Below are 13,257 nucleotides of genomic sequence, written 5' to 3' on the forward strand. Positions count from 1 at the left end.
GATGGCGGAGAAATGCCATGGCCTGCATCCGCCAACGTCGGTGGGTGACGATGAACAGATGGAGAAGCTCGCCGTGCTCGATGCGCTCGGCCTCGACGAGGCCCACACCGCGGTCTACCGATTCGTGCTGCAGCAGCCGTCAGCGTCGACCGCGGAGATCGGGTCGGGCCTCAGTATTTCTCTGCCGCGCACGCGACCGATCGTCGCCGAGCTGGAACGCCTCGGCCTGCTCGCCCGCCAGGCCGCGCGCAGCGACCGGTTCGTGGCTTCGCCGCCTTCGATCTCGCTGCGCCCCCTGCTGCTCGAGCGCGAGCGCGGGCTCACCCGCGCCCACGAGGCCCTCGTCGAACTCAGCGACCTCTACCGTCGTTCGGCCGAGCAGCGCAGCGTGGCTGACGTTGTGGATGTCGTGATCGGCGACGACGCCGTGCGCCAGCGCGTCGCGCAGCTGCAGGCGGCTTCCGTCGAGCAGGTGCGCGTGCTCGTGCTGCACGAAGTCGCGCTGCTGAGCGGCGAGGAGAACATCGAGGAGGACCGCGCGCTCGCGCGCGGCGTGCGGTATCGCGTGATCGTCGAGAATGCAGTGCTCGAACGACCGGGCTTCCTCGACGCGGCCCGCGAGATGGCCCAGATCGGCGAGGAGATCCGGGTGCTGCCCACGCTGCCCACGCGGATGTTCATCGCAGACGACCAGATGGCGCTCGTGCCCATGCACTCGCAGGCCGAGGATCAGGGATTCGGGGCCCTCCTCATCCATCCCAGCGGCCTGCTCGACCTCGTGACCTCGATCTTCGAGGAGTACTGGCGGGCCGCCACCGAGTTCCTGCCGATCGCCGCCGTCCCGACCGCCGACGCCGTCGACACCGACCTCCTCCGCCTGCTCCTTCTCGGCGTGACGGATGCTGCCGCCGCCGCGCAGCTCGGCATCTCGTTGCGTACCGTCCAGCGCCGGGTATCCGACCTGATGGAGACGGCAGGCGTCACCACGCGCATGCAGCTGGGGGCTGAGGCCGTGCGGCGGAACTGGGTGTGACGCGTCCGCTACCAGCCGTGAGTGTTGAACCACTCGGCGCGACGCCGGGCCTCGGCATCCGTTTCGCCCTCGTCTGCGGTGTCGTGCCTGATCAGGCGACCCGCGTCGTCGAGCGGGACGAACCGCAGGCACACCGGGCACAGCGCGCGGCCGCCGGGGAAGCCGTCGGCGAGGGTGGCTGCTGGCTCGCCGGGTTCGCCAGAGCCGGGGCACTGCGTGGGGTCTGCGCCGGCATCCGTCCACATGATCGTGCGGTGGCGGTGCAGTCCGGCATGCCCGAGGTGGCGTGTGCAGCGACGTCCGTCGTTGCGGCTGCGGCAGAATCTCACGACCTCGCTCACGGGCGTGCTTGCGGGACGTGGCGCGGCACCCACCGCACGAAGGCGAGCGCGCCGACGAGACCGATCGCACCCATGATCCCGGTCGCGACGGAGAGGGACGCGACGGCGGCGATGACCGACACGAGCAGGGGTGCGACCGCGCCGCCCGCGTCGGTCAGGGTCCGCCACGAGCCGAGGAAGGGTGCGGGGTCGGCCTTCGGTGCGACGTCGGCGCCGAGGGTGAGCAGAATGCCGCTCGACAGGCCGTTGCCGACGCCCAGCACCGCCGCGAACATCGCGAACCACATCGCCGCCTGGGGGAGATCGTGCGTGAACGCGAGGGCGACGAAGCCCGCACCCATCAGGATCATGGCCGGCAGGGCGGCCCACAGCCGCCCGAAGCGATCCATGACCTGTCCGCTCGCGTAGAAGAGGGCGAAGTCGATCGCGCCCGAGATCCCGACCACGAGGGCGATCGTCTGCGCGTCGAGGCCGATCGACACACCCCACAGCGGCAGAACGACCTGGCGCGCCGAACGGACGGCGGAGAGGGATGCCGCGGCCAGGCCGAGCGTCGACAGCACGCGGCGGTGCCGCCACATCGTGCGGAACACGCCGGTTCCGGGAACGGTGCCGGAGGTCTCCCGCCGTGGAAGGCGGATGGAACCGGTGACCGGCTCGCCCGTGTCTTCGGTGTCGACGGACGCGTCGCGCAGCGCTTGCTCCTCCGGCATGAGGAATCGCTTCTCGGGGTCGGGGCCGAGGAGCACCAGGAGCACCGTGGCCACGAGGCATCCGCCGAAGAACCAGATCGTGGCGCGCTCGTCGCCGAACAGGGCGAGAAGTCCGGCCGCGACGAACGGGCCGACGAACATGCCGAGGCGGAACGTGCCGCCCAGCAGCGACAGTGCGCGAGCGCGGAACGACAGGGGGACACGGGTCGTCATGAACGAATGGCGGGCCAGGCCGAAGGCCGCGGCGCAGAAGCCGATGAGGAAGACCGCGAGGGCGAAGATGCCGAGCGACGGCGCGAACGCCATGCCCACCACCCCGCCGAGTGAGATGACCCCGGCGATCACCATGGTCAGCCGCTCGCCGACACGGGCGACCGCCCAGCCCGCGGGGATGTTGCCGCAGAGCTGCCCCACGACGAGCGCGGAAGCGACGAGGGCAGCGGTGGCGACATCCGCGCCGAGCTGTGCGGCGATGACGGGGATCAGCGGGATGACGGCGCCTTCGCCGAGCGCGAACAGCACGGTGGGGCCGTAGACCATCGGCCCGAACCGCCACAGCACGTCACGAGCGGTGGGGGAGCCTGTGTGATCGGTCATCGCTTCCACGTTAGTCTGGAGTGTCATGCTCGACTTCGATCCCTCCGCCGACATCCAGGCCCTGCGTTCCACGTTCGCCGACATCAAGGCCGTGGTCGACGTCGAGGCACTCAACGCCGACATCGCCCGACTCAGCGAGGAGGCCGGCGCCCCCAATCTGTGGGATGACGTCGAGAAGGCGCAGAAGGTCACCAGCGCCCTCAGCCACCGCCAGGCCGAGCTCAAGCGCGTCACCGACGTCGAGCAGCGCCTCGACGATCTCGATGTGCTCGTCGAGCTCGCCAACGAGATGGACGACGAAGACTCCGCCGAAGAAGCGCGCCACGAGATCGCCGAGCTGGAGGACATCGTCAGCCAGCTCGAGGTGCAGACGCTCCTCGACGGCGAGTACGACGAGCGCTCCGCGGTCGTGACGATCCGCTCCGGCGCGGGCGGCGACGATGCCACGGACTTCGCCGAGATGCTGATGCGCATGTACCTGCGCTGGGCCGAGCGTCACAAGTACCCCGTCAAGGTCATGGACACCTCGTACGCGGAGGGCGCCGGGATCAAGTCGGCGACGTTCGAGATCGACGCACCGTACGCGTACGGCACGCTCTCGGTCGAGGCCGGCACGCACCGGCTCGCGCGGATCAGCCCGTTCGGCTCCGCCGACAAGCGACAGACGAGCTTCGCCGCCGTCGAGGTGATCCCGGTGATGGAAGAGGCCGTCGAGGTCGACATCCCCGAGAACGACCTGCGCGTCGACGTCTTCCGCTCGTCGGGCCCGGGTGGTCAGTCGGTCAACACCACCGACTCCGCGGTGCGTCTGACCCACATCCCCAGTGGCATCGTGGTGTCGATGCAGAACGAGAAGTCGCAGATCCAGAACCGCGCCGCAGCCATGCGCGTGCTGCAGACCCGCCTGCTCCTGCTGCAGCGCGAGAAGGAGGCGGCGAAGAAGAAGGAGCTCGCCGGCACCATCACCGCGAGCTGGGGCGACCAGATGCGCTCGTACTTCCTCTACGGTCAGCAGCTCGTCAAGGACCTCCGCACCGGCCACGAGGTGGGCAACCCGGCGATCGTCTTCGACGGCGACCTCGACGGCTTCATCTCCGCCGGCATCCGCTGGCGCAAGCGCAAGGACGACGACGACTGATCCGGCCCGCACTCGTCAGACCGATGCGCAAACGACGAGTGTCGCTGAACCGGGGCGGGTGGCGTCCGCATAGGCTCGTTAGGCCATGATCCGGTTCGAGAACGTCACGAAGCGCTTTCGCGGCACTTCCAAACCCGCCCTGAGCGATGTCGATTTCGAGGTGCTGCGCGGGGAGTTCGTCTTCCTCGTCGGCGCATCGGGCTCCGGCAAGTCATCCTGCCTCCGCCTGATCCTCCGCGAGGAGACGCCGTCCGAAGGGCGTGTGGTCGTCCTCGGGCGCGACCTGCGCACGTTGTCGAACCGCAAGGTCCCGTACTTCCGCCGCCATGTCGGCGCGGTCTTCCAGGACTTCCGGCTGCTGCCCACCAAGACCGTGTTCCAGAACGTCGCGTTCACGCTGCAGGTCATCGGATCGTCGCGCGGCTTCATCCAGCAGGCGGTCCCCGAGGTGCTGGCACTCGTCGGCCTCGCCGGCAAGGAGAAGCGGTTCCCGCACGAGCTGTCGGGCGGTGAGCAGCAGCGTGTCGCGATCGCCCGTGCGCTGGTGAATCGGCCCCAGATCCTGCTCGCGGATGAGCCGACCGGAAACCTCGACCCTGCGACATCCATAGACATCATGCAGCTGCTCGCGCGCATCAACGCGGGCGGCACCACCGTCGTGATGGCCACCCATGAGGCAGGCTTCGTGGACCAGATGCAGCGCCGCGTCATCGAACTGCGCCACGGTGAGATCATCCGCGACGAGCGGCACGGCGGGTACGGCGACCGGTCCAGCCTGCCGAGCCTCGCGCCGGAGCCGGAGCGCGGCGCCGCCGCTGTCGCCGCGCTCACCGCGGTGCTCGAAGTTCAGCGCGAAGCCGCGATCGCAGCGGCTGCGGGCCTCGACCCGACGGCCGTGCAGGACGACGACGAAGCCGTCGGTGCGGAACCGGGCGCAGCGTCGCCGGCCGCCGGTGTCGCGGCGGCTGCGGCCGCCGCAGCCGCCGCGGTCGCGGTCACGGCGGCAGAGGCCCAGCAGGCGGAGGGCCTTGCACAGGCCCTCGAAGAGCCGGTCGTCGAAGATGCGCCCGCGGCCGAGGCGTCCGCTCCCGCGAAGCCCACCCACACCCAGCCGATCCCGCTCGTCGACGCCGTCGAGCTGCAGGTCGAGGAGCTCGGTCTCGCCGATCGGCTCGGCCTCGGCACCACCGATCCCGACGACGAAGTGGGGCCCACCTCATGAGGTTCGGACTCATCATGTCGGAGGCGTTCACCGGCCTCCGGCGCAACGTCTCGATGGTCGTCTCGGTGGTGCTGGTCACCTTCGTGTCGCTCACGTTCGTCGGTGCGGCGATCCTCATGCAGATGCAGATCGGCACGATGCGCGACTTCTGGGTCGAGCGCGCGCAGGTCGCGGTGTACATGTGCACCAGCATCTCGACGCCGGCGACGTGCTCGAACGGCGAGGCGTCGCCCGAGCAGGTCGAAGAGGTGCGCGCGAAGCTGGAGGGCAGCGCGCTGGCGCCCCTCATCCGCGACCTGACGTTCCTCGACCACCAGCAGGCGTACGACGAGCTGCTGCAGATCGCCGGCGAAGAGAACGCGAGCATGATCACGCCCGAGCAGGTGAACGAGACCTTCCGCATCACGCTCGTCGACCCCGAGCAGTCGGACGTCATCATCGAGGCCTTCAGCGGCATGCAGGGGGTCGAGCTGGTGAAGGACCAGATGCAGTACCTCGACCCGCTGTTCTCCGCCCTGACCATCGCGACGTACATCGCGGTCGGCATCGCTGTGCTGATGCTGATCGCCGCGGTGCTGCTGATCGCCACGACCATCCGCCTCTCCGCCTTCGCGCGAAGGCGGGAGCTCGGCATCATGCGCCTGGTCGGGGCATCCAATCGCTTCATTCAGACGCCGTTCATCCTCGAGGGCGTGATCGCGGCGCTGCTCGGGTCGATCCTCGCGAGTGCGGCCGTCATCGCCGGCGTGCACTTCGGCGTCAACAACTACCTGCGCAACCGCGTCGACTTCGTCACGACGTGGGTCGGCATGGCGGATGCGTGGCTGGTGGTGCCCGTCCTGATCCTCGTCGGCGTGGTGCTCGCTGCGCTGTCGGCGAGCTTCGCGATCCGCAGGTGGCTGCGCGCGTGATCATCGGCCCCGTCGCAGGGGTAGACTGACAGGCTGCCGTCCGCCCCTTCGACAGGCTCAGGGGCCAGCGGGTCGGCATCAGCGAGGAGACATCATGCCCAGGGAACGCGGGGAGAAGGTCGTGGCGACCAATCGTCGCGCGCGCCACGAGTACGCGATCGAGAAGACGTACGAGGCCGGCCTCGTGCTGACCGGCACCGAGGTGAAGTCGCTGCGCGAAGGCCGCGCGAACCTCTCGGACGGCTACGCGTACATCGACAACGGCGAGGCGTACCTCGACGCGGTGCACATCCCGGAGTACTCGCAGGGGCACTGGACGAATCACTCGTCCAAGCGCACGCGCAAGCTGCTCCTCCACAAGGAGGAGATCGTCAAGCTCTCGCACGCCATCTCGGCGGGCGGCTACACCCTGATCCCGCTGAAGCTGTACTTCTCGGACGGCCGCGCCAAGGTCGAGATCGCCGTCGCCAAGGGCAAGCGCGAATTCGAGAAGCGCCAGACGATCCGCGAGCGCGAGGACAAACGCGAGGCGGAGCGCGCGATGCGGTCCCGCAACCGCCTCGGCGAGTAGAGCCTCAGCTCACAGCTTCCGCAGCATCCGCGCCGTGCGCGGCCCGGTCGCTGAACGCCGTCTTCGGGACGAAGCACAGCAGGATGGCGGCGGCCAGTGCGGTCACGCCGCACACCACCCACACCGTGACGTAGCCCGAGAACGATCCCGCCGTGCCCTCGGTCGCCGCACCGGTCGCGCCGTGCAGCAGCGCGATGCCGAACACGCACGACGCGATGGCGCCGCCGACGGTCTTGACCGAGTTCGTGAGACCTGTCGCGACACCGGTCTGAGTGGGCGGAGCAGCGGATGCCGCGGCCGCCGGCAGCGCCGCGACCAGGGCTCCCGAGCCGAGGCCCACGATCACCATGTTCACGATCACCTGCGTGTAGGTGTCGTGGAACGGCAGGAACATGAGGAACCCGATGCCGACGAGCGTCGCCGCGCCGATGAGAGTCAGCCGGGGCGCGGTGAGCCGGGCGATGAGCGGGAACAGCAGGGCGCCTGTGATCATCGCGATGAGGTAGACGCCGATGATGAGCGAGGTCTGGAAGCCCGTCGTGCCCAGGCCGTATCCGTACACCGACGGGTCGGTGCGGGCGAAGGTCGACAGCGGGGCCTGCGCGCCGAGCACGCTCACTCCGAACAGGCCGGCCGTGAGGAACACCGGCCCGAGCGCAGGGGAGCGGAACATCCGCACATCGATGAGCGGGTCGTCGTGGCGCAGCTCCCACAGCGCGAAGGGCACTACGAGCAGCACCCCGAGAGCCGTGACGAGCCAGGCGATCGGATCTGCCGGGCCGTTGAGGCGCAGCAGACTGAGGCCGCCCGTGAAGGCGACGAGTGCGAGGGAGATGAGCACCAGACCGACGTTGTCGAGGCGGCCGCCGGTGGGCTCGGGCGACTCCTTGACTCCGAACAGGATCACGAAGAAGCACGCGACGACGAGCAGGGCCGGCACCAGAAGCACGATCCACAGCGGCAGGCTGTCGATGAGCATGCCGCCCACGAGGGCGCCGGTGATGGCGCCCGTCTCGAGCGCCGCCACGAGGAATCCGGCGGCTCGTGCCGTGATCGTCGCACGGCCCTCCATGCGCCGTGAGCGCGACCAGATCAGCGCGATCTCCAGAGGCAGCCACACCACGTAGAACCCCTGGATGGCCCACGCCGCGAGGAAGACGCCGAACGAGTCGGTGAACGGCAGGACGAGGGATGCCGCGGCCGTGATCGCCGTCGAGATCACCAGCATCCGCTTGTGCCCGACCATGTCGCCGAGCTTCGCGAATGCGGGCACGACGAGCGCCGAGAGCATGAGCTGCGTGCCCTCGAGCCAATTGACGTCGGCGTCGTGCACCCCGAGGTGGCGGGCGATGTCGGTGAGCATGGGCGTGTAGAAGCCTTGGATCACGCCGCTCGTGAACTCGACGAACGCGAGGAAGCCGACGACTCCCGCGAGCGCGCCGATGGTGACGCGTGAGGACACGGCGCTGCCCGTCATCGGTACTCCTTCGCTCGGGCCCCAGACCCGGTCACTGCTGCGCTCCGCCCCCTGGGCATGCCGAAGGGTGGGTGCGAATCACTCTAAACGCTGGAGAAGGGTGCGATGGAACAGCTCGCCCCGCTCGAGCGCTGAGATCTCGACACGCTCGTCGACCCCGTGGATCGAGGCGCGCTGCGCCTTGCTCATCTCGAGTGGCGCGAAGCGGTAGACCGCCGGCGAGAAGCGGTGGAAATGTCGCGAGTCGGTGGCCGCCATCATCACGTACGGCACGGTCGCAGCGCCCGGGTGCGAAACCTTCACCGCGTCGGTGATGAGCGCGAACTGCGCATTCTCCGTCGACGACTCCGGCGAGGGCCCGTCGCCTTCGAGCACCTCGACCTTCACATGCCGGTCGGCGACCCGTTTGCGGACCCGCTTCACGGTGCTTCCGACCGACTCGCCCAGCGCGATGCGCAGGTTGAGCGTCGCCGTCGCCTGCGAGGGGAGGACGTTCGCGGCCGTTCCGCCGGACTGCATGGTGGCGGCGACGGTCGTACGCACGAGCGCCGCGGGCTCGCCGCCCATCGCGGTGAAGGCGCGCGCGGTGAGCCAGGGTGCCCTCGACAGCAGCCGATAGAGTGCGCGAGAGATGCCGCCCGTCCGGGTCGCGAAGAGTTCGAGCATGCGCGTGACCGCCGCGGGTGTGCGTGCGGGGAACGTCTCGGGCGACAGTCGCTCGACGGCGCGCGCGATGCGCCGGACTGCGGTGCGGGCAGGAGGAGCGGACGCGTGCCCGCCTTCGCCGCGGGCGCTCAGGCGGAGCGTCAGCACGCCCTTCTCGCCCACGCCCACCATGGCCGCAGTTCCGCGGACGAAGGGCAGCGGCGCGTCGACGACGGCGCCACCCTCGTCGAGCACGAGCCACGGCGCGACGCCGCGATCCCGGAGCGTCTCGGCGATGGTGCGGGCGGCACCGCCGAAGGTCTCCTCGTCGCCCCCGAAAGACAGGTACACGTCGCGCGCCGGTGTGAAGCCCGAGGCGAGCAGGTTCTCGACGGCATCCATGACGACGACGAGCGGTCCCTTGTCGTCGAGCGAGCCGCGGCCGTACACCCAGCCGCGATCGACGCGCCCCTCGAACGGCGGGTGGGTCCAGGCGTCGCTCTCGTCGACCGGGACGACGTCGAAGTGGGCCATCAAGACGGTGGGCCGCTCCGCGATGCGTCCGCGCCACCGGTACAGGATCCCCAGCTCGCCGATGCGCTCGCGCTCGAGATGCTCGTGGACGAGCGGGTAGAGCTCGATGAGCAGGTCGGCGAACGCATCGAACGGCCCTTGCCCGCGCTCACTCCGCTCTGCCGAGACAGTGGGCAGCTGGATCATGCGCGACAGTCGTTCGGCGATGCCCGCGCGGGGCGCGACGTCGGCAGGGCTCATCGGGCGGCGAACCGGGCCTCGACGGCCGCCGAGATCACGATGTCCTCGGGCTGGAGCTGCACGGCGGGCCCCCCACCCGCGCCGTCCGAGGCGAACGAAGCCTTCGCCATCAGCATGCGCGGTGCCGGTGCCATCTCGGGGCCGGCCTGCTGCGTCAGCAGTCCCACATCAGCGAGCTCGACAGCGGTGACAGCGGCGAGTCCGAGTGCCCCGGCGTACGCGGTCGCGCGCGCAACGGCCACTCCCACCGCCTGCGTCGCGACCTCCCGTTCCACGGATGCCCTGGTCTCGAGTGTGAGCTTCCACTCGATCCAGCCGAGCTGCACGCCCTCGCGCTCCGCCACCTCGCCGGCCCACCAGGACAGCACCGCGAAGTCGGTGAACGTGACGGAGAAGTCGACGGTCGCGTAGTGCACCGGTGCCAGGCGCTTGCCCTCGTTGTTCCAGGGACGCTCCGACCACACCGACACGCGCTGGCTCGTCCACTCGCTGACGGTGCCCGCGGACTTCCGCGAGGCGAGGTCGTCGCGCACCGGCTCGGTGAGCGCGGCCATGCGCTCGACGACGGCTCCGCGCTCGGGTCCTTCGGCGCGGATGGTCAGGTGCGCGATCGCGCGCTCGGGGGCGATGCGGGTCTCGTGCTCCCCGCGGACGGTGATGACGACGTCGCTCATGCTCAGACCCTAACCCGTGACCGGTGGGTCACTCCGGGAAGATCTGCCCGACCGGGAGGCGCTTCTCGGCCTGGAACGCATCCTCCGTCCGTCCGTATGCCCAGTACGCCGACAGCGACAGGTCGGCCCGCGCGACGCCGCGCTCGAGCAGGAGCGGCCGCAGCGACTTCATCGCGCCCCGCTCGCCGTGTGCGAAGACCTGCACCCGGCCGGCGGGCCAGTCGGCGGCACCCACTGCCGCGACGAGCCGGGCGCCGGGAGCGTCGTGGTCCTCGTCGACCCACTGGACGACGGCGCCCGACGGCACCTCGACCCGGTGTGCCGGCGAACGCGTCTCGATGATCGTCGTGACGGCCGTTCCCGCGGGCAGCGACTCGAGCGCGGACCAGATCGCCGGGATCGCCGACTCGTCGCCGACCAGCACGTGGTGATCCGCGGTGAGGTCAGGCGAATAGCCTCCTCCGGGGGAGGACATCGTCAGCCGATCGCCCGGCTTCGCGTTCGCGGCCCACGGCCCGGCGATGCCGGTGTCGCCGTGCACGACGAAGTCGATGTCGATAGTCCCGACTGCGGCATCCACGCGCCGGATCGTGTAGGTGCGGATCGTCGGCAGTTCGTCGAACGGCACCGTCTCGCGCAGCGTGGCGAGATCGTAGGGCGGCTCGAGCGCGCTGCCTGCCGGAGGGAAGTACAGCTTCGCGTACTTGTCCGTCTCGGGCCTGTCGGCGAAGTCGGCGAACTCGTCGCCCGCCAGCGTCACCCGCACGAGATCGGGCGAGAGCCAGGTGCTCCCGGTCACGAAGAGGGTGGTCTGCGGGCGCGCGGCACGAGGTGAGGTCACCCTTACATGCTAGGCAACGGATGCTGCATCCCGGCCGGAGCTGGCCAGGAATGGCGGGGAGGGCGCATCCGTTGTATCCTGATGTGCTCGGATGCTTCGGCGCCCGAGTAATGGCAACTCCACAGTGTGACAGCGGCCCTTCGCGAGAAGGACACCTCGAAAGAGGAAGCGGGGATGATCGGTTTCGACATCGCCTGTGAATCTGCGAGAAGCGGGCCGAGGATGCAGGGTTATCTCGTGAACGCTCCCTGCGAACCAATAACTGCCGAAAAGAAGCAGTCCGACTTCGCCCTCGCTGCCTGAGCAGCGAGCCCGAGTCCGTCAATCCGTGACTGATCCCGTCACGGGTATTGGCGTCATCTAGGGATCTTGCTGCGTGACGTCGCCTGAGCGTCACGCGGGACTCTTTTCAGGATGGGCTTGTCGACTTAGGTGTCTGTGACAAAGGTCGGAGCCGAGTAGAACGATTTCATAGACTGCGCCCGGAGAAACCGTAGTTACCCAGCGATGGACGGGGGTTCGATTCCCCCCATCTCCACCGCCGTTGTCACCACCGAGTGGAAGCCCCGGTCCTCGCGAGCAATCGCCAGGACTGGGGCTTCTCCTGTCACGTGGGCGAGGTCACGCCCCGGCGATCCACGCCGTGGTCTCGCCTGGAAGCCGGCTCCCGTCGACGGGTCCGCTCGAGAGCGAGACATCCGACCCCGCCGGAAGCTCGAACGGCTCGGTCCCGAAGTTCGTGAACACGGTCCACCCGTTCGGACGTCGGAAGCCCAGGACGTCGTCACGTCCGGTGTCGATCCACTCCAGCGACTCGCCGGTCTGCGACGCGCGCCGCAGCGCCAGGGCGTCGCGGTACAGCGACAGCGTCGATGCGGGATCGCCGTCCTCGGCCGACACCGCGTACTCCGCGAACCACGCGGGCTGAGGCAGGTGTGCACCTCCCGCACCGAATCCCAGCGACGGGCCCTGAGCGGACCACGGCAGCGGGACGCGGCATCCGTCCCGTCCGATGTCTTCACCGGGGCTGCGGAAGAAGGTCGGGTCCTGGCGCTCGGCGTCGGGGATCGCGGCCACTTCGTGCAGGCCCAGCTCCTCGCCCTGGTAGACGTACGCCGAGCCGGGCAGGCCGAGCACGAAGAGCGTCGCCGCTCGCGCACGACGAAGTCCGCGTGCCACGTCGAGCTCGGGCTCGGCGCCTCCCGACAGCAGCCACTCGTTGCCGTGCTTGCGCGTGGGGCGTCCCTTGTCGTCGCGCTCGACGTCGGGCAGTCCGTAACGCGTGGCATGACGCACCACGTCGTGGTTCGACAGCACCCACGTCGTCGACGAGCCCGACTTCCCGGCGAGCGCGAGGTTGTCCCCGACGATCCGGCGGAACTGCGCGGCGTCGAAGTCTGCCTCGAGCAAGTCGAAGTTGAAGGCCTGGCCCAGGCTCTCGGCGCGCGCGTACAGCGGGATGCGGGAAGGCTCGACCCACGCCTCGGCCACGGCGGTGCGCGGCGGGTCGTAGGAGTCGAACACCTCGCGCCACTCCGCGTACACCTCGTGCACATCGTCGCGGTCGATCATCGGGTGGTTGCCGTCGCGAGGCATCGCGTCGAGCTCGGCCTGCGAGGGGAGGGGATCGACGAAATCCTTCGTGAGCATGTGCGCCACGTCGATACGGAAGCCGTCGACACCTCGGTCCGACCAGAATCGCAGCGTCTTCACGAAGTCGGCGCGCACCTCCGGGTTCGACCAGTCGAGGTCGGGCTGCTCGACCGCGAAGTTGTGAAAGTACCACTGCCCGTCGGCCACGCGCTCCCAGGCCGAGCCGCCGAACACCGACTCCCAGTCAGCGGGTGGCTCGGAGCCATCCGGCCCGGATCCGTCGCGGAAGATGTACCGTGCGCGAGCGGCCGAGCCTCGGCCGGCCGCGAGTGCCTCCTGGAACCATTCGTGCTGATCCGACGTGTGGTTCGGCACGATGTCGACGACCACCTTGATGCCCGCACCGTGCAGCGCTCTGAGCATCTCATCGAAGTCCTCGAGCGTGCCCAGGCGAGGGTCGACGTCGCGGTAGTCGGCGACGTCGTAGCCGCCGTCAGCCAGCGCCGACGGGTAGAACGGGCTCAGCCAGACCGCGTCGATCCCCAGCTCTTTCAGGTAGGGCACGCGCGAGGTGACGCCTCGGATGTCGCCGATGCCGTCGCCGTCGGCATCCGCGAAGCTCCGCGGATACACCTGGTAGACGACCGCCTGACGCCACCAAGCGGGCAGTTCGAGGTCGTGCTGGTCTGAGGGGGAGGGTGCGGGGTGCACAGTCGTCACGGGGACG

General features: G+C 69.4%; 12 protein-coding genes and 1 other RNA gene. 6 read left to right on the top strand and 7 right to left on the bottom strand.

What is annotated here, in order from left to right; translation table 11 throughout:
• The first annotated feature begins 58 nt into the window (after positions 1 to 58).
• Positions 59 to 1,033 carry a helix-turn-helix domain-containing protein gene (locus RS82_RS03340; protein WP_245619499.1) on the top strand — a complete coding sequence of 325 codons (975 nt, stop codon included), beginning with the start codon at positions 59 to 61 and terminating at the stop codon, positions 1,031 to 1,033.
• An 8-nt stretch (positions 1,034 to 1,041) separates the two neighbouring features.
• On the opposite strand, the gene RS82_RS03345 is transcribed toward RS82_RS03340, so the two are convergent.
• Positions 1,042 to 1,374, bottom strand: a complete 333-nt coding sequence (locus RS82_RS03345; RefSeq protein ID WP_045296935.1) for a hypothetical protein — start codon at positions 1,372 to 1,374, stop codon at positions 1,042 to 1,044.
• A complete protein-coding gene (locus tag RS82_RS03350) occupies positions 1,371 to 2,684 on the bottom strand; it encodes an MFS transporter (RefSeq protein WP_045296897.1) in 1,314 nt (437 codons plus the stop codon). Before RS82_RS03350 ends, RS82_RS03345 begins: the two co-directional genes overlap by 4 nt.
• Before the next feature lie 25 nt (positions 2,685 to 2,709).
• Here RS82_RS03350 and prfB point away from each other — a divergent pair, with 25 nt between their 5' ends.
• The 4 genes from prfB to smpB all read left to right on the top strand — a co-directional run bounded on the left by prfB (position 2,710) and on the right by smpB (position 6,526).
• A complete protein-coding gene (gene prfB / locus RS82_RS03355; RefSeq protein WP_045296898.1) occupies positions 2,710 to 3,822 on the top strand; it encodes a peptide chain release factor 2 in 1,113 nt (370 codons plus the stop codon).
• A gap of 85 nt (positions 3,823 to 3,907) precedes the next feature.
• Positions 3,908 to 5,044 (top strand): cell division ATP-binding protein FtsE, encoded by a 1,137-nt coding sequence (gene ftsE, locus RS82_RS03360; protein ID WP_045296899.1) that lies wholly within the window; start codon positions 3,908 to 3,910, stop codon positions 5,042 to 5,044.
• Positions 5,041 to 5,955 (top strand): permease-like cell division protein FtsX, encoded by a 915-nt coding sequence (ftsX, locus tag RS82_RS03365; protein WP_045296900.1) that lies wholly within the window; start codon positions 5,041 to 5,043, stop codon positions 5,953 to 5,955. Before ftsE ends, ftsX begins: the two co-directional genes overlap by 4 nt.
• Before the next feature lie 94 nt (positions 5,956 to 6,049).
• The gene (gene smpB, locus RS82_RS03370; RefSeq protein WP_045296901.1) at positions 6,050 to 6,526 is read left to right on the top strand and encodes an SsrA-binding protein SmpB; all 477 of its coding nucleotides are present in this window, start codon (positions 6,050 to 6,052) and stop codon (positions 6,524 to 6,526) included.
• Positions 6,527 to 6,530: 4 nt separating this feature from the next.
• On the opposite strand, the gene RS82_RS03375 is transcribed toward smpB, so the two are convergent.
• The 4 genes from RS82_RS03375 to RS82_RS03390 form a co-directional block, all read right to left on the bottom strand.
• On the bottom strand, positions 6,531 to 8,003 hold the full coding sequence (locus RS82_RS03375; protein WP_045296902.1) for an MFS transporter: 1,473 nt from the start codon (positions 8,001 to 8,003) through the stop codon (positions 6,531 to 6,533).
• A gap of 78 nt (positions 8,004 to 8,081) precedes the next feature.
• Entirely contained in the window at positions 8,082 to 9,422 is a 1,341-nt protein-coding gene (locus RS82_RS03380) for a M20/M25/M40 family metallo-hydrolase (RefSeq protein ID WP_045296904.1), read from the bottom strand.
• Positions 9,419 to 10,096: an SIMPL domain-containing protein gene (locus RS82_RS03385; protein ID WP_045296906.1), complete on the bottom strand. Its 678-nt coding sequence runs from the start codon at positions 10,094 to 10,096 to the stop codon at positions 9,419 to 9,421. Before RS82_RS03385 ends, RS82_RS03380 begins: the two co-directional genes overlap by 4 nt.
• A gap of 28 nt (positions 10,097 to 10,124) precedes the next feature.
• Positions 10,125 to 10,937: a siderophore-interacting protein gene (locus tag RS82_RS03390; RefSeq protein WP_045296907.1), complete on the bottom strand. Its 813-nt coding sequence runs from the start codon at positions 10,935 to 10,937 to the stop codon at positions 10,125 to 10,127.
• A gap of 170 nt (positions 10,938 to 11,107) precedes the next feature.
• Between RS82_RS03390 and ssrA the strand changes: the two genes are divergently transcribed.
• Positions 11,108 to 11,478: a transfer-messenger RNA gene (gene ssrA, locus RS82_RS20970) on the top strand.
• Positions 11,479 to 11,558: 80 nt separating this feature from the next.
• Here the strand turns inward: ssrA and RS82_RS03395 are convergent.
• The gene (locus RS82_RS03395) at positions 11,559 to 13,250 is read right to left on the bottom strand and encodes a glycoside hydrolase family 13 protein (RefSeq protein WP_045296908.1); all 1,692 of its coding nucleotides are present in this window, start codon (positions 13,248 to 13,250) and stop codon (positions 11,559 to 11,561) included.
• Positions 13,251 to 13,257: the final 7 nt, after the last annotated feature.

The sequence above is a fragment of the Microbacterium trichothecenolyticum genome (assembly GCF_000956465.1).
Classification (GTDB): domain Bacteria; phylum Actinomycetota; class Actinomycetes; order Actinomycetales; family Microbacteriaceae; genus Microbacterium; species Microbacterium trichothecenolyticum.

Excerpts from the sequence above, each read along its gene's own strand:
- ftsE (WP_045296899.1), top strand. The coding sequence starts at position 3,908 with ATGATCCGGTTCGAGAACGTCACGAAGCGCTTTCGCGGCACTTCCAAA.
- RS82_RS03385 (WP_045296906.1), bottom strand. The coding sequence starts at position 10,096 with ATGAGCGACGTCGTCATCACCGTCCGCGGGGAGCACGAGACCCGCATC.
- RS82_RS03380 (WP_045296904.1), bottom strand. The coding sequence starts at position 9,422 with ATGAGCCCTGCCGACGTCGCGCCCCGCGCGGGCATCGCCGAACGACTG.
- RS82_RS03340 (WP_245619499.1), top strand. The coding sequence starts at position 59 with ATGGAGAAGCTCGCCGTGCTCGATGCGCTCGGCCTCGACGAGGCCCAC.
- ftsX (WP_045296900.1), top strand. The coding sequence starts at position 5,041 with ATGAGGTTCGGACTCATCATGTCGGAGGCGTTCACCGGCCTCCGGCGC.
- smpB (WP_045296901.1), top strand. The coding sequence starts at position 6,050 with ATGCCCAGGGAACGCGGGGAGAAGGTCGTGGCGACCAATCGTCGCGCG.
- RS82_RS03375 (WP_045296902.1), bottom strand. The coding sequence starts at position 8,003 with ATGACGGGCAGCGCCGTGTCCTCACGCGTCACCATCGGCGCGCTCGCG.
- prfB (WP_045296898.1), top strand. The coding sequence starts at position 2,710 with ATGCTCGACTTCGATCCCTCCGCCGACATCCAGGCCCTGCGTTCCACG.
- RS82_RS03350 (WP_045296897.1), bottom strand. The coding sequence starts at position 2,684 with ATGACCGATCACACAGGCTCCCCCACCGCTCGTGACGTGCTGTGGCGG.